This is a genomic window from Streptomyces sp. ICC4, assembly GCF_003287915.1.
In the GTDB taxonomy this organism is placed as follows: Bacteria; Actinomycetota; Actinomycetes; order Streptomycetales; family Streptomycetaceae; genus Streptomyces; species Streptomyces tritrimontium.
On sequence record NZ_CP030286.1, the window covers coordinates 1965318 to 1983683 of the forward strand.

General features: G+C 71.1%; 17 protein-coding genes and 1 pseudogene. 8 read left to right on the forward strand and 10 right to left on the reverse strand.

Annotated elements, in window-relative coordinates; all coding sequences use genetic code 11:
• Window positions 1-27 precede the first annotated feature (27 nt).
• Both DRB89_RS09040 and DRB89_RS09045 read right to left on the reverse strand, forming a co-directional pair.
• Window positions 28-456, reverse strand: a complete 429-nt coding sequence (locus DRB89_RS09040; protein ID WP_112447827.1) for a nucleoside deaminase — start codon at window positions 454-456, stop codon at window positions 28-30.
• Between the two features lie 11 nt (window positions 457-467).
• Complete coding sequence (locus DRB89_RS09045) at window positions 468-1316, reverse strand: LLM class flavin-dependent oxidoreductase (protein ID WP_112447828.1); 849 nt, start codon at window positions 1314-1316, stop codon at window positions 468-470.
• A gap of 94 nt (window positions 1317-1410) precedes the next feature.
• Between DRB89_RS09045 and DRB89_RS09050 the strand changes: the two genes are divergently transcribed.
• Both DRB89_RS09050 and DRB89_RS09060 read left to right on the forward strand, forming a co-directional pair.
• The gene (locus tag DRB89_RS09050) at window positions 1411-1905 is read left to right on the forward strand and encodes an Lrp/AsnC family transcriptional regulator (RefSeq protein ID WP_112447829.1); all 495 of its coding nucleotides are present in this window, start codon (window positions 1411-1413) and stop codon (window positions 1903-1905) included.
• 851 nt (window positions 1906-2756) lie between these two features.
• Entirely contained in the window at window positions 2757-3590 is an 834-nt protein-coding gene (locus DRB89_RS09060; protein ID WP_162688511.1) for a hypothetical protein, read from the forward strand.
• A 19-nt stretch (window positions 3591-3609) separates the two neighbouring features.
• On the opposite strand, the gene DRB89_RS09065 is transcribed toward DRB89_RS09060, so the two are convergent.
• Together DRB89_RS09065 and DRB89_RS09070 are read right to left on the reverse strand one after the other, a co-directional pair.
• The gene (locus tag DRB89_RS09065) at window positions 3610-4185 is read right to left on the reverse strand and encodes a class I SAM-dependent methyltransferase (protein WP_112447831.1); all 576 of its coding nucleotides are present in this window, start codon (window positions 4183-4185) and stop codon (window positions 3610-3612) included.
• A 15-nt stretch (window positions 4186-4200) separates the two neighbouring features.
• Window positions 4201-5721, reverse strand: coding sequence for an MFS transporter (locus DRB89_RS09070; protein ID WP_204357678.1), 1521 nt, complete (start codon window positions 5719-5721; stop codon window positions 4201-4203).
• A 282-nt stretch (window positions 5722-6003) separates the two neighbouring features.
• On the opposite strand from DRB89_RS09070, the gene DRB89_RS09075 reads away from it, so the two are divergent.
• Both DRB89_RS09075 and DRB89_RS09080 read left to right on the forward strand, forming a co-directional pair.
• Window positions 6004-8652, forward strand: a complete 2649-nt coding sequence (locus DRB89_RS09075) for a SpoIIE family protein phosphatase/ATP-binding protein (protein ID WP_239516060.1) — start codon at window positions 6004-6006, stop codon at window positions 8650-8652.
• Window positions 8653-8911: 259 nt separating this feature from the next.
• Window positions 8912-9118: a cold shock domain-containing protein gene (locus DRB89_RS09080; RefSeq protein ID WP_162688512.1), complete on the forward strand. Its 207-nt coding sequence runs from the start codon at window positions 8912-8914 to the stop codon at window positions 9116-9118.
• 31 nt (window positions 9119-9149) lie between these two features.
• Here DRB89_RS09080 and DRB89_RS09085 read toward each other — a convergent pair whose 3' ends face one another.
• A complete protein-coding gene (locus tag DRB89_RS09085; RefSeq protein ID WP_239516061.1) occupies window positions 9150-10241 on the reverse strand; it encodes a PP2C family protein-serine/threonine phosphatase in 1092 nt (363 codons plus the stop codon).
• Window positions 10242-10538: 297 nt separating this feature from the next.
• Between DRB89_RS09085 and DRB89_RS09090 the strand changes: the two genes are divergently transcribed.
• Window positions 10539-11291: a helix-turn-helix transcriptional regulator gene (locus tag DRB89_RS09090; protein WP_162688513.1), complete on the forward strand. Its 753-nt coding sequence runs from the start codon at window positions 10539-10541 to the stop codon at window positions 11289-11291.
• A 56-nt stretch (window positions 11292-11347) separates the two neighbouring features.
• Here the strand turns inward: DRB89_RS09090 and DRB89_RS09095 are convergent, their stop codons facing one another.
• From DRB89_RS09095 to DRB89_RS43670, 4 genes are all read right to left on the reverse strand, one after another.
• Window positions 11348-12571, reverse strand: coding sequence for a phospholipase D-like domain-containing protein (locus DRB89_RS09095; RefSeq protein ID WP_112447836.1), 1224 nt, complete (start codon window positions 12569-12571; stop codon window positions 11348-11350).
• A gap of 89 nt (window positions 12572-12660) precedes the next feature.
• Window positions 12661-12849, reverse strand: coding sequence for a DUF4236 domain-containing protein (locus tag DRB89_RS09100; protein ID WP_112447837.1), 189 nt, complete (start codon window positions 12847-12849; stop codon window positions 12661-12663).
• 203 nt (window positions 12850-13052) lie between these two features.
• Window positions 13053-14699: a glycoside hydrolase family 13 protein gene (locus tag DRB89_RS09105; RefSeq protein ID WP_112447838.1), complete on the reverse strand. Its 1647-nt coding sequence runs from the start codon at window positions 14697-14699 to the stop codon at window positions 13053-13055.
• 176 nt (window positions 14700-14875) lie between these two features.
• Window positions 14876-15847: a discoidin domain-containing protein gene (locus DRB89_RS43670; protein ID WP_239516760.1), complete on the reverse strand. Its 972-nt coding sequence runs from the start codon at window positions 15845-15847 to the stop codon at window positions 14876-14878.
• On the opposite strand from DRB89_RS43670, the pseudogene DRB89_RS44350 reads away from it, so the two are divergent.
• Window positions 15839-16654: pseudogene (locus tag DRB89_RS44350) on the forward strand (glycoside hydrolase family 31 protein); the annotation flags it as partial. The gene DRB89_RS43670 and the pseudogene DRB89_RS44350 overlap by 9 nt on opposite strands.
• Window positions 16655-16791: 137 nt before the next feature.
• On the opposite strand, the gene DRB89_RS09115 reads toward DRB89_RS44350, so the two are convergent.
• On the reverse strand, window positions 16792-17301 hold the full coding sequence (locus tag DRB89_RS09115) for an NUDIX domain-containing protein (RefSeq protein WP_112463246.1): 510 nt from the start codon (window positions 17299-17301) through the stop codon (window positions 16792-16794).
• Between the two features lie 29 nt (window positions 17302-17330).
• Here DRB89_RS09115 and DRB89_RS09120 point away from each other — a divergent pair, with 29 nt between their 5' ends.
• On the forward strand, window positions 17331-17999 hold the full coding sequence (locus DRB89_RS09120) for a M15 family metallopeptidase (RefSeq protein WP_239516062.1): 669 nt from the start codon (window positions 17331-17333) through the stop codon (window positions 17997-17999).
• A 5-nt stretch (window positions 18000-18004) separates the two neighbouring features.
• Window positions 18005-18352, forward strand: a complete 348-nt coding sequence (locus tag DRB89_RS09125) for a DUF962 domain-containing protein (protein WP_112451664.1) — start codon at window positions 18005-18007, stop codon at window positions 18350-18352.
• Window positions 18353-18366 lie beyond the last annotated feature (14 nt).

Sequence of the window (18366 nt, forward strand, 5' to 3'; positions counted from 1 at the left end):
TAGGGCCAAGCCCTGGTCTCGGCAAGGTCAGCGGTAGTAGCCCTCGACCACCGGCTTCACCTCGTCGAACAGCGCGGGGCCGTCCTGCGGCACGGGCAGCCGGCCGCTGCCGGGCCTGATGTCCAGGAGCTGTTCGTTGGACAGGGCGAATACCACCCGCCGTAGTCCCGCGCTCTGGATGGCCGCCTCGCACATTCCGCACGGCTGGCAGCTGGTGTACATCGTGGTCCGCGCCGCGGTGTCCCCCTGCAACTCCCCCGCGGCCCACCTCGCCAGCTTCAGCTCCGGGTGCGCGGTGATGTCGTTGTCGGTGAGGGTGGTGTTGTGGGCCTCTGCCAGAACCGTTCCGTCCGGTCCCGCCAGGAGGGATCCGAACGGCGGGTCACCGCCCGCGGCCGCCTTGGCCGCGAGCGCGATGGCCCGGCGCAGGAGAGTGTGGTCGTCGAGTGTGGTCATGACTGCTCCGTTCAGGTGCGGGGGGAGAAGGAGTGGGCTGCCACCGTGGCGAGTGCCTGCCAACTCGCCTGGGGATGGCACGTCTCACGGGGGTCGCCGTTGTAGGTGTCGAGGACGACGGTCTCGGCTCCGAGCAGGCGCAGTCGGTCAAGGTCGTCCATGATCTGGTCGATCGTTCCCTCCCCTGCGAGCCGTTGTGGTCCGGTGACCGGTGCTTCGGTGAGCTTGAGCGCGATCCGGGGGCTCAGGGCGGGGACGGGGAGTCGTTCCTCGTCCGCGAAGGCCTTCAGCCTGACCACGGCTTCGCGTAGCCACGGCAGGGTGCAACGCAGCGGATGCCAGGCGTCACCGAGCCGCACGGCACGGCGCAGCCCCGCGTCGCTGTTTCCGCCGACCCATACCGGGATCCCGCGGCTTCCGTAGGAGGCGGTGTCCGTCCAGGCCGCCCGTATGTCCCGCAGGTGGTCGTCGGTCAGTCGCCCGCGACGTTCGAACGGAACCCCGAGGGCGGCGAACTCCTGTCGTGCCCAGCCCACCCCCACACCGAGGACGAGCCGGCCGCCGCTCAACTGGTCCAGGTTGGCCGCCATGCGGGCCGTGAGCAGCGGGTGTCGGTAGGGAGCGATGAGGACTGTCGTGCCCAGCCGCACCCGAGTGGTGAGTCCGGCCAGCCAGGACAGGGTGGTGAACGGCTCGTAGAACGGTGCGGGATACCGCTCGGCGACATCGGGAGTAGTGACGATGTGGTCCGAGACCATCAGCAGGTCGAAGCCGAGACCCTCCACCGTCTGAGCCCCATCGCGTAGGGTTCCCGGGTCCGTGCCGGGGCCGAAGTTGAGGATGTTGACTCCGATCTTCATGCAGCTCAGGCTAGTCGCGGAAGCGGGACCGCCAGAAGGGATTCCCGCCTGTTCAGGGCCGGTTCTCCCGTGGATCCATCGGTAATATGGGCAGATGACCGAGAATCTCGACTCGACGGACTGGGCGATTCTGGATGAACTCCAGCGGGACGGCAGGATCGCGTTCACGGAGCTGGCCCGGCGCGTCAACCTGAGCGCGTCCGCGACGACGGAGCGGGTGCGGAGGCTGGAGGCGGCCGAGGTGATAGCGGGGTACCGGGCGGAGGTGGACCTCGAACGGACCGGTTACATGGCGCTGGCGATCGTCCGGCTGAAGTATCCGGGGAATCGGCATGAGCCCTTGCGTCAACTCCTCGGGGAGCGACCGGAAATTCTGGAGTGCCTGCGCACTACCGGAGACGACTGCTACGTACTGAAGGTGGCGGCCACGTCGATGGCCCAGCTCGAGGAGATCGTCGACGCACTGGCGCAGTTCGGGAGCACGACCACCAACCTCGTCCTCAGCCGTACCCTGCCGTTCCGCGGCCCGGCACAGCCTCAGGCCGTCGGTACTGCTCGGCCCCGGACGGCCACCGCACGTACCATCTGAATGGCCCATCACAGACGAACGCACGCAGGGCGGGGAGCGGAGCAGAATGGTGTTGGCGGCCCAAGTCGCGACCGTGGAATACCTCTACGCCATACGGTATGGAGTCTTTGGCATAGTGGGGCTCGGGATTGCCTTCAATCTATTTGACTGCGCCTATCGAATTCACCAGCTCGCGATGGACCGTTCGCCCGTGGCCCCTGGAGCTGGATTCAGTCCCACCGTCCTGCGTATCGCCGGGCTCGTGCTGGGATCCCTCTCCGCGATTTCCTGCGTCCATGAGCTGACCGCTTGACCATGTGCCGCCGGCCCGCCATTCCGGGGAACGGGACCGGCCGGTGCCGAAGCCGTAGCAGTCGATGCGGCGCGACGTCGTGGTCGTCATACCGGAGTTGTCGGTGACGGTGAGCTCCGCGGTGTAGCTGCCCTGCCCGGCCGGGTGGCGGTGCGTCGCGGTGGCACCGGTGCCCGTGCCCGTGCCCGTGCCGGAGTCGCCGAACTTCGTTCCTCTCCGCGCCCACGGTGTTCATCGACGAAAAGGGACCGCTCCGATGAGCCTGTCCTGAACGTCGACGCCGGATCCCGTTGATCGTCCCCATGGGGTGCCGGTATGCGGGTACCGGCCGCGCCACCAGCCTCGAGGGATCCAACCTCTGATCTGCGTCAAATCGTACGTCCGCGCCCTGCGTCGGCAGGACGATGCGGCCATGTCGATCTCGTCTTGGACGCTTCCGGCTCGCACCCACTGGAAGCGCGTGTACGTGCCTGCTGGGGCTGTCATCAATGGCTTGGGCAATTCGATGTACAGCACCCCCCACCGGTGGCCGGGCCTCGCGCTCTTCGTGTGCGGACTCGTGATCGCGGTGCGCGGGCGCCGTGCGTGGGACGGGTTCGGGCAGGGATGGCACCTTCCCGGGCAGGTGAGCGGCCGGCTGAAAGACGCGTTCCTGACACCTGAGTGGGTCAGCCGCTGGGGAAAGCTCAAGGTGGCGGTGTGGGGGCTCATCGCCTTCAGGTTCGCGGTCCATCCGTTCTTTCTCCCCGAAAGGATCGCGGCCGCCCCGGATCAGCTGTTCGAGCACGGCAGGGACGCCATGACGATGCTCGCGTTCACGTTCCTGTTCCCCTCCTTCACCCGCTGGATCGAGCCGAAGGAGAACCAGCTCCAAAGGCTCGCGGCGCGCGTCTTCCGCGCCATGGTCGGCCGTACGCTGGCGAACTTCAGCGGACTCTGCGGCGTGGCGGTCCTGCTCTACACCCTGCTCTCCAGGTTCGCTCACGACAGCGTCAGGTCATTGCCCGCGCTGACCCTCACGATCGCCGTCGCCATGGTGGTGGCGACCCACAAGATGTGGACCCGCTACCGGAAGCTGTGCACGCAGACCCACAAGGACATCCAGGCCTTGGTCCGCGCCCTGGAGAAGCCACCCGGTGCGGACGTGGTGGACCAGCGGTCTGCGGTCCTCGCCGCCTGGGACGCGGTGGAGCGGGATCTGCGCACCCGCGCTGACACGGGATACAGCTTCGGGACGCGCTTCGCCCCGAAGGCGGTCACCGCGGCGATCGGCGAGGCGGTGGAGAAGATCGGCAAGGGGCTGCCGGGCCATCAGGACGCGCGGGAGCAGGTCCTGATGGACTTGAAGGTCATCCAGGATGTGTGTGCCGACGAGATCGATTCCGTGGCGTGACGCTGCGGGCGGGGAGCGGTCAGGGGCGCAAGGCGTAGCAGCGGAGCACGTCGAGGTCGGCGGTCCGCACGACGGACCATCCGGCGGTGAGGATCTCGACCTCCGCGGGGCTGATCCCCAGGCCCTGGAGGGGGTCGGAGCCCCCTCGGCGGCCGGTGACCTCGGTGACCACCCAGAAGGTTCCGCCCGGTGCGAGTAGGCGGCGTACGCGGTCGAGCAAGAGCGCCTTGTCGTCCATCCACCGGTACACCAGCCGGCAGGTGATGACCGCGTACGCCGGGTCCGGCAGCGCGGTGAGGTCGTCGGTGGTGAAGTCGGCGCACCTCCAGACCGGTCCGTGTCCGGGAGCCGCGCCGTGGGCGGCCAGCGCGACGGCGCTCCGGGAGCAGTCGATGCCGGTGGTGCGGTATCCGAGCCCGTGGTGGAGGTGACGGGCCAGGGCTCCGTCGCCGCAACCGAGGTCGAGGGCCGGGCGCCCGCGGCCCCGGCCCAGGTGCTGCTCCAGCAACCGTGTCTCAGGGCCGTCGATCTGCCGGTACCGGCGGCCTTGTGCCCAGAGCGGTTCCCAGTAGGAGGCGGTCGTGGTCGTGGTCATGGTGATCCTCCGGGGTCATTCCTTGGCGCCAGGTGTGGGTGCCCCCGCCGACGGGGCGGGGCGGCCGGGGAGGAAGAGCGAGCCGAGGGCCGCGCAGGCGGTGAAGAGGGCGGCGCAGAGGAAGGCGTGGGCGTAGCCGGCCGTGAGGGCCTGGGATCCCGGGCCCGCATGGCCGCGGGCGGTGTGGGACACGATGGCGGCGAGAACGGCGAGTCCGACGGCGCCGCCGACCTGGCGGGACGTGTTGACCAGCCCGGAGACCAGGCCCGCCTCCCGCGGGTGGATGCCGGTGGTGGCCGCGGCGGTGACGGGCAGCATGGCCAGCCCCAGGCCGAGGGCGCACAGGGTGAACGGCGCTGCCACATCGGTGGTGAAGACTCCGTGCAGGTGGATGCGCGAGAGCCACAGGAAGCCGAGGGTGCTGATGGCCAGGCCACCGACGAGCAGGCTCCGCGGGCCGGTGCGGTGGACGAGGTGGGTGGCGGTCCTGGTCCCGATGACGACCGCGAGGCAGCTGGGCAGGAACCACAGCCCCGTCTTCAGCGCGCTGAAGCCGAGGACCTGCTGCATGTAGAGGGAGAGCAGGAACCACATCGCGAACATCGCCGCGCCCAGGCCGATCATGACCCCGTTCGCGATGGCGAGGGTGCGGCGGCGCAGGACGCGCAAGGGGACCAGCGGGTCGGCGGCCTTCGACTGGATGAGGACGAAGGCCGCCATCAGCACGACGCCGACGGCGAGTGCCGCCCACACGTGCGGGGAGGCCGGGGAAACGCTCTCGGTGGAGATGATCGCGTAGACGAGGGCGGTCAGACCGACGGTGACGGACAGCGCGCCGGGAAGGTCCAAGCGCCGCGGTCCGTCCGTGCCCCGCGGTCCGTCCGCGCACTGCGGTCCGTCCGTGCCCCGCGCACCGTCACCGCTCCGGGCGGCGGGCAGGTGGAGGTACCCGGCGACGCAGAACACGACGCCGACGGGAACGCCGATGAAGAAGACCCAGCGCCAGCCGGCGTACTCGGTCAGCGCGCCGCCCAGCAGCGCGCCGACCGCGCCGCCCACGGCGTTGACGGAGCTCCAGGCGCCCAGCGCACGGGTACGGGCGCGCGGGTCGGTGAAGGTGGTCATGATCAGCGTCAAGGTGGCGGGGGCGAGGATCGCGCCGCCGACGCCCTGGACGGCGCGCGCCGCGATGAGCGTGCCCGCGTTGGCGGCGAGTCCGCAGGCGAGGGACGCGGCGGTGAAGACGCCGAGGCCGGCCAGGAAGACGCGGCGGGCACCGACCAGGTCGGCGGCGCGCCCGCCCAGGAGCAGCAGCCCGGCGAAGGCGAGGGTGTAGGCGTTGACGATCCACTGCTGCCCGGCCGGGCTCAGTCCGAGGGAGTCCTTGATGTCAGGAAGGGCGACGTTCACGATCGAGATGTCCAGGACGACCATGAACTGGGCCGCACAGGCGATCACGAGGATCATCGCCGTCCACGCACCGCGGCGCGTGGACGGTGCGGGTTCGGAGTCGAGCACGGGCGGAGCACTGCGCATGGGGTTCCTCACGGGCGGCGGTGGACGGATCCGGGCCGGGAAGCGAGCGCTCGCCCTGCCCGCCCCCATGTCTGCCCTCGTCACGCACCGTTGTCACAGCTCACGGCAACCGGGTGACCCCGCGCCGCGTACCCACCGGGCGCCGAGGGCACCTACGGGCCGGCGGCGTGGGCCTGGCGGGCGGGCGCCTCGCCTTTCTTGGCCTTCATGCCCCACCACGGGCCGCCGACAGTGCTACAACTGGTTCGTGACCCCTCCTTGCAACCCGTACCGGGGACGTCGGTGCGGTCACTGAACGGGAACCGCCCGCGAAGCGTCGCCCGACAGGTCTTCGTCCTCCAGGTGGCGGTCGTGGTGCTGCTCGCCGCCGGTGCGGTGCTGGCGCTGGTGCTCCAGTCGCGCCACGACATCGACCGCGAGGCCCGCACCCGGTCCGTGGCGGTCGCCGAGACCTTCGCGCGCTCGCTCGGGCTGCAGGAAGCCCTCCGTTCCCCCGATCCCTCCGCGATCCTCCAGCCACTCGCCGAGTCGACGCGCAAGGCCGCCGGGGTGGACTTCATCGTGGTGATGGACACCCAGGGGATCCGCTACACCCATCCCCTCCCCGACCGCATCGGCAAGCGGTTCGTGGGGACGCTCGCGCCCTCGCTCGCCGGCCGCGTGTACACGGAGAGCGTCGACGGTCCGCTGGGCAACGAGATCCAGGCCGTCGTGCCGGTGTTCTCCGACAACGGCCGGGTCGTGGCCCTGGTGTCCGCCGGCCTCACCGTGGAGAACGTCACCGGAGTGGTCGACCGGCAGCTCCCCGTGATCCTCGGCGTCAGCGCGGCCGGCCTCGCACTGGCCACCGGGGGCGCGGCACTGATCAGCAGACGCCTCCGGCGCCAGACCCACGGGCTCGGCCCCCTGGAGATGACACGGATGTACGAGCACCACGACGCGGTGCTGCACGCCGTACGCGAGGGGGTGCTGATCACCGATGGCGCGGGCCGGCTGCTGCTCGCGAACGACGAGGCGAAGCGGCTCCTCCGGCTCTCCCCCGATGCCGAAGGCGCACTCATCCGGGACCTGCCCGGCCTCGACCGGGAGGTGTCGAGCCTGTTGCAGTCCGGTCGGGAGGCCACCGACGAGGTGCACGAGGCCGGAGACCGGCTGCTGGTGATCAGCCAGCGGCCGACCCGGGCCGACGGCGGACCCGAGGGGGCGGCCGTCACGATCCGTGACTCCACCGAACTGCGCGTCCTCAGCGCCCGGGCCGACGCCGCCCACAGGCGGCTGAGGCTGCTGTACGACGCCGGCACGGGAGTCGGCACCACCCTGGACGTGGAGCGCACGGCCCAGGAGCTCGCCGACGTCGCCGTACCGCGCTTCGCCGACTTCGTGACCGTGGACCTGGCCGAGTCCGTGCTCCACGGGGACGAGCCCACGCCGGACGCGGACCTGCGCCGTACCGGGTTCAGCGGCATCCGCGACGACTCGCCCCTCTATCCGCGCGGCAGGCTGATCGGCTTCCTGCCCGCCACACCGCAGGCCCGCGGCCTCGACAGCGGGGTGGCCGAGCTGGTGCCCGTGCTCTCCGAGGGGCCCGACTGGCACGCCCAGGACCCGCGGCGGGCCCAAGAGATCCTCGACTTCGGGATCCACTCCCTGATCACCGCTCCCCTCACGGCCCGCGGGGTCACGCTCGGCGTCGCCAACTTCTGGCGCTCGCGGAAGCCGGAACCCTTCAACGAAGAGGACCTCTCGGTCGCCGAGGAGCTCGTGGCACGGGCGGGCATCACCATCGACAACGCCCGCCGCTACACCCGCGAACACGCCCTGGCCGTGACGCTCCAGAACAGCCTGCTGCCGCGCGAGCTGCCCGAACAGAGCGCCGTGGAGGTGGCGCACTACTACCTGCCCGCCCACTCCGGGGTCGGCGGCGACTGGTTCGACGTCATCCCGCTTCCCGGCAGCCGGGTCGCCCTGGTCGTGGGCGACGTCGTCGGCCACGGACTGCGCGCCGCGGCCACCATGGGCCAGCTGCGTACCGCCGTGCTCAACTTCTCGTCCCTGGACCTTCCCCCCGACGAGCTGCTGGCCCGTCTCGACGACCTCGTCCAGTACATCGACCAGAGCGGGGAGGGCGGCGCCGACGGCGGCGGGCTGATCGGAGCGACCTGCCTGTACGCCGTGTACGACGCGGTGACCCAGCGGTGCACGATGGCCCGCGCGGGACACGTGCCGCCCTTCGTGGTGCGTCCCGACGGTTCGACGCACATGCCCGACCTGCCCCCGGGCGCGCCCTTGGGGCTGGGCGGGTTCCCCTTCGAGTCGGCGGAGCTGGACCTCAGTGAGGGCTCGCAGCTGGTGCTGTACACCGACGGCCTGATCGAAGACCCGGGCCGCGACATCGACGAGGGGCTCGAGCTGCTCCGTTCGGCACTCTCCCAGGCCGGCCGGGGGCCCCACGAGACCTGCCGAGCGGTCCTGAAGGGGCTGCTGCCCATGCGCCCGAGGGACGACGTGGCCGTCCTCATCGCGCAGACGCACGCGCTGGGCGCGGACCGCATCGCCGACTGGGAGGTGCCGTTCGAGCCGAGTGCCGTGGGGGTCGTGCGGACCCGCGCCGTGGAGAAGCTCGAGGAATGGGGCCTGTCCGAGCTCGCCTTCGGCACGGAACTCGTACTCAGCGAGCTCGTCACGAACGCCATCCGGCACGGCAGCGCACCGGTCCGCGTCCGGCTACTGAACGACGGCAGGCTGCTGACCTGCGAAGTCTCCGACGGCAGCAGTACCTCACCGCACCTGCGGTACGCCGCGACCACGGACGAAGGCGGTCGCGGGCTCTTCCTGGTGGCTCAAATCGGCGGCAGATGGGGCACCCGTTACACCCCCTCCGGGAAGATCATCTGGTCCGAGCAGTCGCTGCCGGCCCCCGTGGACCACTGAGCTTTCCGTTCCTGGTCGCACAAGGGTTGTTCCGGCACCATGAGGGAATCGAAGGAATACGCCGCGCAGCTCGCGGGTTCGTGCACCCGAGCGGCCCGCACGGCGTGGATTCCTCGCGGCCGCAGCCGCTCCCCCGAACCCCCGCCAGGACGGTGGGGTGACGCGGGACCCGCCCACCGGCCCGCAGATCATCCTCCGCGAGGACCCGACCCACATTCCTGGGCATCCGGGGGACGAGCCCCCGTCAAGGATCTGCCCCGTGAACGACCGCATCTCCGGCTACGTCCAGTCCTACAACCGCGCCCGCGGCTACGGCTTCCTCGTCCCGTACCGGACGGCCTTCACCATCTACGTGGAAGCCTCCGCACTCGATCCTCCCTGCACCACCCTCTCCGAGGACCAGCAGGTCACCTTCACCATCGCCTTCGAGGAAGGCCGCTACACCGCACTCGACGTCCGGCCCTGAACACCGGCGGAGGGCGGGCAGCAGACCCCCGTCAGGGCTCGCACAGGCGTACGGCGAGGGCGGCGACGTCGTCGTCGAGGCGTCCTCTGCTGTAGCGCAGGAGGTCGCGGTGAAGAGCCGCGAGCAGTTCGCGGGGCGGTGTCGGGGGCTGTCCGCCCATCCAGGCTGCCAGGGGGAAGAACTCGCCGTCGCGCGCGCGGGCCTCGGCGATCCCGTCGGTGTAGAGCAGCAGCAGGTCGCCGGGGGCGTAGTCGAAGGTGTCGACGGTGTACTGGTCGCCGATCAGCTCCGCGAGGCTGATCAGCGGCGAGGTGGCGGCCGGCTCGAGGGCACGGACTTTCCCGCGGTTCAGGATCAGCGGCGGGGGGTGTCCGCAGTTGAGGATGTCGATGCGTCTGCCCTCGTGCGGGATCTGGACGAGAAGGGCGGTGGCGAAGCGTTCCATCGGGCCCTCGGGCGGAAACGCCGAGTTGTAGCGGGTGCTGCTGGCGTCCAGCCTGCGCGCGATGTCGACCAGGTCGCTCTCGCCGTAGGCCGCCTCCCGGAAGGCGTTGACGATCGCCGCGGCCGCCCCGCCCGCCGGCAGACCCTTGCCCCGCACGTCACCGATCAGCAGCCTGACCCCGAACGCCGTGTCGACCACCTCGTAGAAGTCCCCGCCGATACGGGCCTCCGCCGCGGCCGCGAGGTACAGCGACTCGATCTCGATGCTGCCGAAGCGGCGCGGCATGGGGCTCAGCACCACCTGCTGGGCCGCGTCGGCGACGAGCCTCACCTGAAAGAGGGTGCGCTCCCGCTGGAGCCGGACGTGGCTTCCGTACGCGGCGGCCACGGTGACCGCGATGATCCCCGCGGCCGTCCACCACGTTCCCAGATCGGGGAAGACGAGGCTGAGGCCGATCATCAGCAGGAGGCAGACCGTCCCGAGCAGGATGGTGGGGAGGACCGGCCACATGGCGGCGGCCAGCGCCGGCGCCGCGGGCAGGAGGCGGCTGAAGGCCATGTCCGGCGGGGTGGTGTAGGCCAGGCTGGCGATGACGACGGTCAGGATGACCGGCGACAGCCGTACAAGTCTTCCCGGGCCGGGGCGCCTACGACGCCGCGGCGGTCCAGACTCGATCACATTCGCCACGATATCCGCCCGGTGCGGGCTCGGCACTCCGGCCGGGTCCGGATGCGCCCCTCGCATCCCTGCGGGACGGCAGGCCGGTTCCTCGGCGGCCGACGGCTCGAAACCGTCCTCCCGCAGGTGGTCACAGGTGGTAGGAATTCCATTGAATCATCGACGGTCACGGAGATCGGGACGTGAATGAATTCAGTGCGAGGGGCCACAGACTGCGGAATGTGGCAATTGGTCACGGGTGCGCCGGCTGCACTCCTTCGGGATGGAGTGTTGGGATATCGCGGATACCACTTGGCCATGAACCGGCCACAACGGCGCATTGAAATCCCTCACGCGGCAGTCACCATGGTGATCAATTTCGGCGATCCGGTCAGAGTCGGTGAAATCGGCACCGAGGCGACTTCCTACAGTTCTCTGATCAACGGACTGAGGACGACCGCGGTCATCGGCGAACACACAGGGCAGCTCCATGGCATGGAGGTCCATTTCACACCATGGATGGCATACACGCTCTTCGGTACGGACATGCACGAACTCAGGAACCGCACGGTGTCCCTCGTCGAACTGCTCGGCCCGGCCGGCCACCGGCTCGAGGACCAGCTGGCGCGTGCGCCGTCCTGGCAGGCGCGGTTCACCCTGCTCGACCTGCTGCTCCTGAGCAGGCGCGATGCGGGGCGCGCGGCAGCCCCGCAGGTGGTGTGGGCTTGGGGGAAACTGGTACGCACCGATGGACGGATTCCGCTGAGCGAGCTGATGAAGACCACCGAGTGGAGTGCTCGCCATCTCGAACTCAAATTCCGTGAGCAGATCGGCCAGCCGCCCAAAACGGTCTCACGCGTGCTGCGCATCCAGCGGGCACTGAGAATGCTGACGTCGGGAGGCGCGGCGGCAGACGTGGCGTCATCCTGCGGCTTCTATGACCAGGCCCACCTGCACCGCGATTTCAGAGCAATGACAGGTTTTACGCCCAGGAAGTTCCTCATCGCCCGCAGCGGAGGAGACCGACCGGTGGACCGTGTTCCGGGGCAGGTCACGAGCACCCTGGCGTGAGCCCCCCTCCTGAACCCCCTGGGCCCCCTGGGCCCGCTGAGCCCGCTGAGCCTGTTTCACAGGAAGCGGCGGATGGGCTGCACGGCCAGCTCCCGGACTCGCTGGAGGGTGGGGCGTCGCTTCCAGCGGCCTTCCTGGATCCGCTCGCTCACAGCCAGGTCCTCGTCGAAGTGCCCGTCGAGGACGGCGGTGAACCGCTCGTCGAGGACGGCGAGCATGACCTCCTCGTCATGGTCGAGGGAGCGGCGGTTGAAGTTGGTCGAGCCGACCAAGGCGGCGACGTGGTCGACCGTGATGACCTTGGCGTGCATCATCGTCGGCTGGTACTGGTAGATCTTCACTCCGCAGGAGATCAGGTCCGCGTAGTGGTGTTGGCCGGCCAGCTGACAGACCCGCTTGTCCGTGTGGGGGCCCGGGAGCAGGATCTCCACCTCGACCCCGCGCCGGGCGGTGGCGCAGAGCAGCTCGATGAAGTACGCGTCCGGTGAGAAGTAGGCGGTGGCGAGGCGGAAGCGCTCCTCGGCGGACTCCAGCATGACGCGCATCAGCGTCTGCATGTCCTGCCAGCCGTAGCTGGCCGAGCCGCGCACGACCTGGACGATCGCGTCGCCCTGCGGGCGGTGGTCTGTGAACCGGTCGCGGTCGTCGAAGAGTTCGTCGTGGCACTCGGCCCAGTTCTGCGCGAACGCCGCGGCGATCCCGTCGACGGCGGGCCCGCGGACCTCTACGTGCGTGTCGCGCCATTCGTGCTGGTCGCGCGCGTTGCCGCACCACTCCTCGGCGATCCCGACCCCGCCGGTGAACGCGGTCTCCTCGTCGACGACGAGGACCTTCCTGTGGCAGCGGTGGTTCTGCTTGAGCGGCGAGAGGTACAGCGGCTTTCGGAACCATGCCACCTGCACCCCTGCCCGTTCCATCTCGTCCAGCAGCTCCCTTTCGATCAGGCGGCTGCCGAAGCCGTCCAGGAGCAGCCGGACCCGCACACCGGCGCGGGCCCGCTCGGCGAGTGCCCGGGCGAAGTCGCGGGCGATGTCGCCCTTCCAGTACACGAACGTCATCATGTCCACCGTGTACCGGGCGCGGCGGATGCCGCCCAGCATCGCGGCGAAGATCTCGTCCCCGTTGCGCAAGGGGGTGAGGGCGTTCCCCTCGGTCGCCGCGATCCCTATCAGCCGTTCCAGGCGCCGGCGCAGCCGCGCCACCCGTATCTCGGCCGACGGCACGCGCGGTGCCGTGGAAGTGTTCGTGACCGACTCGGCCGACTCCTGCGTACTGGGCATCGGGTCTCCTGGCCGGAACGCGAGAGGGGAACATGGCGGGCGCCCCGCACCCGGTCCGGCCCGGGCAGCGAGCCGACTGTATCCGCCGCTCAGCCGCGGCGGCTCTTGCGCCAGCCGAAGGGGCCGGGCAGGTTCATGGAGGTGGTACGGCGTCCGGTGCTGCTGCGGGTGCGGCGGGGGCCGTGCTTGCCGCCGGTGGTGATCGACCACGACTTGCGGTTGATGTTGAGCCGGACGCCGGGCAGGATCCTGAAGCTCTTGCGGAATGTCAGCGGCATGACGTCTCGCCTTCTCAGTGGACGGAGGAAGGGCGGCCCGACTGCTTCTGCGTTCAGGCCAGTTGGCATACGTGTGTCCGGTGCCGCCCGTTCCATGCGCCCGCGGCCGGCTCAGTCGGCGCGGCCTCAGCTCGAGCAGCCGGGAAGCGGGGGCGGGGCGGAGGCACGGCCGAGCGGTGTCTGCCACCCCGCGTCACCCTGATTCAGCGCAGCCAGACCGCGGTGTCCCGGGGAAGCACGCCGTCCTCGACCGGGCCGCTGGCGATCAGCACCTCGGTGTGGTCCGGCAGCGGAACCGGGCCGGCCGAGAGGTTCACCAGGCAGCGCACGGAGGATCCGGCCGCGGCACGGGCGAAGGCGAGTACGCCCGGCCGGCCCGGATGGGTGGGCAGCCAGCTGAACCCGCCCTCGCGCAGGAGCGGTTGGGTGCCCCGCAGCGCGAGCGCCTGCCGGTAGAAGCTGAGCATCGAGTCCGGGTCCGCGCCCTGCTCGCGCACGCTCAGCGCGGCCCACTCGGCCGGCCGGGGCAGCCAGGACTTGGCGTCCGGGGCCTCGTCTCCCCAGGGGAGGGGGACCCGGCAGCCGTCCCGGCCGAGGTCCTCGCCTCCGGTCTGGAAGAACGTCGGATCCTGGCGGAGTCCTGCCGGGATGTCCTCGACCTCCCACAGGCCCAGCTCGTCGCCCTGGTAGACGTAGACACAGCCGGGCAGGGCCATCGTCAGCAGGACCGCCGCCCGGGCCCGGCGCCGCCCGAGGCCGAGGTCGGCCGGCACGCCGTGCGCGCGGCGGCCGTCGAGCGCGTACGAGGTGTCGGCGCGGCCGTACCGGGTGATGTGGCGGGTGGTGTCGTGGTTCGAGAGGACCCAGGTCGCGGCGGCGCCGACGGGGGCGTGCTCGGCGAGTGTGGAATCGATGACCGTGCGCAGGGCCGTCGCTTCCCAGGGGCTCTGGAGGAAGGGGAAGTTGAAGGCCGTGTGCAGTTCGTCGGGGCGCAGGTAGCGGGCGAAGCGCTCGGGGTCGGAAGTCCACACCTCGCCCACGAAGACCGGGTGGTGGTCGTAGTCGTCGAGCACCTTGTGCCACGCGCGGTAGATGTCGTGGACGCCGTCCTGGTCGGCCCAGGGGGTGGGCCCGCTCTCGTGGTCGGGCAGCGCGGGGTCCTTGACGAGGTTGTCGGCGACGTCGATGCGGAAGCCGTCGACGCCGCGGTCGAGCCAGAACCGCAGGATCGACTCGAACTCCGCGCGGACCTCGGGGTTGTCCCAGTTGAAGTCGGGCTGCTCCGGGGCGAACCGGTGCAGGTACCACTCGCCGGGTGCGCCGTCGGCCTCGGTCACCCTCCGCCAGCCCGGGCCGCCGAACACGGACTGCCAGTTGTTGGGCGGCAGTTCGCCGTGCTCGCCACGGCCGCGCCGGAACCAGAACCGCGCCCGCTCGGGCGAACCGGGACCGGCCGCGAGGGCCGCCCGGAACCAGGGATGCTGGTCCGAACAGTGGTTGGGGACGATGTCGACGATCACCCGGATGCCCAGGTCGTGCGCCTCGGACAGCAGCGCTTCGGCTTCTTCCAGGGTACCGAAGAGCGGGTCGATGTCACGGTAGTCGGCGATGTCGTACCCCCCGTCCGCCATGGGGGACGGATACCAGGGGCTGATCCACACCGCGTCGACGCCGAGCCGGCGCAGATGCGGCAGCCGCGCGCGGATTCCGGCGATGTCACCGACGCCGTCGCCGTTGCCGTCCGCGAAACTGCGCGGATAGATCTGGTAGATCGCCGCACTGCGCCACCAGACGGAGGACTGTCGGGAAGGAGACTCGGTGGCCGTGGGCAAGGCCTCGGGGTTCGCCATGCGGCGAATCTAGGGAAGGCCCTTCGACGCCGTCAATGGTCCGCCGCGACTTCATGATCGCCGAGCCGGTGGCCCGCGTTCGCGGCGCGCCGGACGGCCGGACCGGGAGGTCTCCGGTCGGCCGTCCGGCGCCCGCCGCGGGTGCGGGTGCGGGTGCGGGTGCGGGTGCGGGTGCGCTAGGAGGTGTACGCCTCCAGTTCCGACAGCTGGCCCGCGGGCCAGCCGGTGTTGCCGGCGAAGGTCAGGCGCAGGTGGCGAACTCCGGACGCGGGCAGGGTGACGGTGACCGTGTTGGATCCCTCGGTGAACGTGTAGGCGGCGGAGGCCTTCACAGTCGACCAGGCCGCATTGTCGGTGGAGCCCAGCACCGAGAGGGTCTGGGTACGGGTGCCCCAGGAGGCGGGGAGCTTCAGCACCAGCCGGCCGACGGTCTGGGTGGCGCCGAGGTCGACGGTGAGCGACTGCGGGAAGGAGCTGTTGTTGCTCTCCCAGTAACTTCCGGCGTCCCCGTCGGTGACGTTGCCGGCCAGGTAGCCCTGGGTGTGGGAGGTGTCGGTCGCGCTCTTGCCCCGCGCGAGGTTGGTGCCGGCCGGAGGGGTGGTGGGCGGAGGCGGGGTCGTGGTCGGCGGGGTCGTCGGGCCGCCGTCGGCCGCGTAGACCTCGAACTCCGAAATCTGTCCGGCCGCCCAGCCGGTGTTGGCCGTGATGTTCAGCCGTACGTAGCGGACGTCGGCCGCGTCGAGGGTGAGCGTCGCGGTGTTGCCGGACGCGGGGTTGAAGGTGACGCCGGAGGAGCCGAGCAGTGTGGACCAGGCGGAGTTGTCGGTGGAGCCGAGCACCGCGAGGTTCTCGGTGCGCGTGGCCCAGTCGGAGGAGGGCGGCAGCTTGAGCGTGACCTTGCCGATCCGCTTGGCCTCGCCGAGGTCCACCGTCAGGGTCTGCGGGAAGGAGTTTCCGCTGCTCTCCCAGTAGGTGGAGGCGTTTCCGTCGACGGCGTTGCCCGCCGCGTACGACTGGACGGCCGAGGAAGCGGTGGCCGGCCTGCCCTGCGCGAGGTTGCCGTTCGGCGGGGTTGTCGGCGGCCACAGATATACAGAAGGGGTCGGTCGTCGCCAGCGTCGGGGGTGTATAAGAGGCAGGGCATGCAGCGGTACGGGGGCACGTGGTCGGGGGACGTGGAGAGCACGTGGGACGGCCTGCGGGCCTCGCTGGCGCTGGTCCTGGGGCTCGGCCTGTGCGGGGTGCCGTACTCGGGGCCCGATGTGGGCGGATTCTGGGGCTCGCCCTCCCCCGAGCTGTACCTGCGGTGGCTCCAACTGGGCTCGTACCTGCCGCTGTTCCGGACGCACTCGGCGATCTGGGCGGGCCGGCGCGAGCCGTGGGAGTTCGGGCCGGGGGCGGCGGCGGGCGCGCGGGCGGTCCTCGACGAGCGGGAGCGGCTGCGGCCGTACTTCGTGACGCTGGCGCACCTCGCGCGGCGGACCGGCGCCCCCTACGTGCGTCCCCTGTGGTGGGGGGCGCCGGAGGACCGGGCGCTGCGGGACTGCGAGGACGCCTTCCTGCTGGGGGACGCGCTGCTGGTGGCTCCGGTGCTGGAGTGCGGGGCGGACCGGCGGGCGGTGCGGCTGCCCCGGGGGCGCTGGTACGACACGGCGACGGGCACGGCGTACGAGGGGCCGGGCCAGGTGCTGCTGGACGCGCCGCAGGACCGGATCCCGGTGCTGGCGCGGGCGGGCTCGCTGCTGCCGGTCCGGGCGCCCGACGGGTCGGTGGCCCTGGAGGCGTGGGCTCCGGCGCGGGGCCGGACGGGCGGCGGGGTGGTGGTCCGCGATCCGGGGCCGGGGTTCGAGCCGGGCGAGGTGGAGCGGTACGCGGTGCGGTGGATCGGGGACGCGGTGGTGGTGGAGGACGAGGCCGGGGAGCCAGTGGAGGGCGTGGTGGTGCGGGGGCTCTGACCGGCACCGGCGGGGCGCGCCGGACTGCGGGCCCGGACCCTGGCCGCGCCCTCGCCGGACCCTGGCCGCGCCCTCGCCGGACCCTGGCCGCGCCCTCGCCGGACCCTGGCCGCGCCCTCGCCGCGCCCTGCGGAGGACTACGCGTACCCGCCCCGGAACCACTCCTGCGCCGCCCGCGTGTGCAGCGGGAACGCCAGCTCCTCCGGGCCCCGCAGGACGTGCCAGCCCGTCGTCTCGTCGGTGGCGACGGACGCGGGGAGGGCGGCGGCCGGGCGGACCGGGAGGAGGCCGAAGAGGAGCAGGTGCCCGGCCGGGGAGCTGTGGGCTCCGGCCAGGGTGACGTCGGCGGCCGGTGCGTGGATGCCGGTCTCCTCACGGAGTTCGCGGACGACCGATTCGCGCCAGTCCTCACCGAAGTCCATGAAGCCGCCAGGCAGGGCGACACCGCCGAGGGCGGGCTCGATGGTGCGGGTGATGACCACCAGGCCGGTCCCCTCCTCGTCCTCGACGGGGAGGAGGGCGACCGCCACCGGAAGGGGGTTGCGATAGGCGACGGCGCCGCACGAGGGGCACGCGCGGGGCCAGTCGGCCGAATCGAACAGCGCTCCACAGGTGGAGCAGTGCGAGTCCCTCAGGTGTGCCGGCATGCGGCGATGGTATGCCAAGGGGCATGCGGATGCTGGCTGTTGTGAGCTGTGTGGGAGCCCTGCTGAACGGTGCGCCCGCCCCCGGGTTCGCGCCGCTGACCCACGTCGATCCGAGCATCGGCCAGGACATGCGGTACGCCGGCGCCCACAATTTCACCGGCGCCGTCGTGGACGGCTACGAGGAGCCCGTCTGCCTGCTCGCCCGGCCCGCCGCCGAGGCGCTGGCCCGGGCGCAGCGGGAGGTGCTGCGGCGCGGGTACTCCCTCCTGGTGTACGACTGCTACCGGCCGCAGCGGGCCGTGGACCGGTTCGTGCGGTGGGCCTCGGACGGGGCGGAGCGGTCGACCAAGGCGGAGTTCTATCCCGCCGTGGAGAAGGACCGGCTGATCCCGGAGGGGTACATCGCCGAGAGGTCCGGGCACAGCCGCGGGAGCACGGTCGACGTGACGCTCACGGACCTGCTCCGCGAACCGCTCGACATGGGGACCCCCTTCGACTTCTTCGACCCGCTCGCGCACACCGACGACCCGCGCGTCACGGGCCCCGCCCGTGCGCACCGGGACCTGCTGCGGAGCGCGCTGGCCGCCCAGGGGTTCGTGAACCTGCCCGAGGAGTGGTGGCACTTCACGTACAAGCCGGAGGCGTTCCCGGACACGTACTTCGACTTCCCCGTCTCTGTCGCGGCCGTCCGGCCCTGAGTACGTTGCTCGGCATGACTTTCAGTTCGTACGAGGAGTTCTGGCCCCACTACGTCGCCATGCACTCCCGGGCCGCCACCCGCTGGGTCCACCTCTCCGGCACCCTCACCGGCCTCGCCGTCACGGCCTACGGGCTGGCGCGCGGCCGCCCGCGCTATCTCGCGGCGCTCCCCCTCATCGGGTACGGGACCGCCTGGCCGGCGCACTTCCTGATCGAGAAGAACAACCCGGCCACCTTCGGCAATCCGGGGTGGTCGCTGCGCGGGGACGCGCAGATGATCCGGATGATGCTGGCCGGACGGGACGCGGAGCTGGGCGAGATCGCGCGCAAGTGGCTCGCCGAGAACGGGTGACCGCCGGCGCCTTC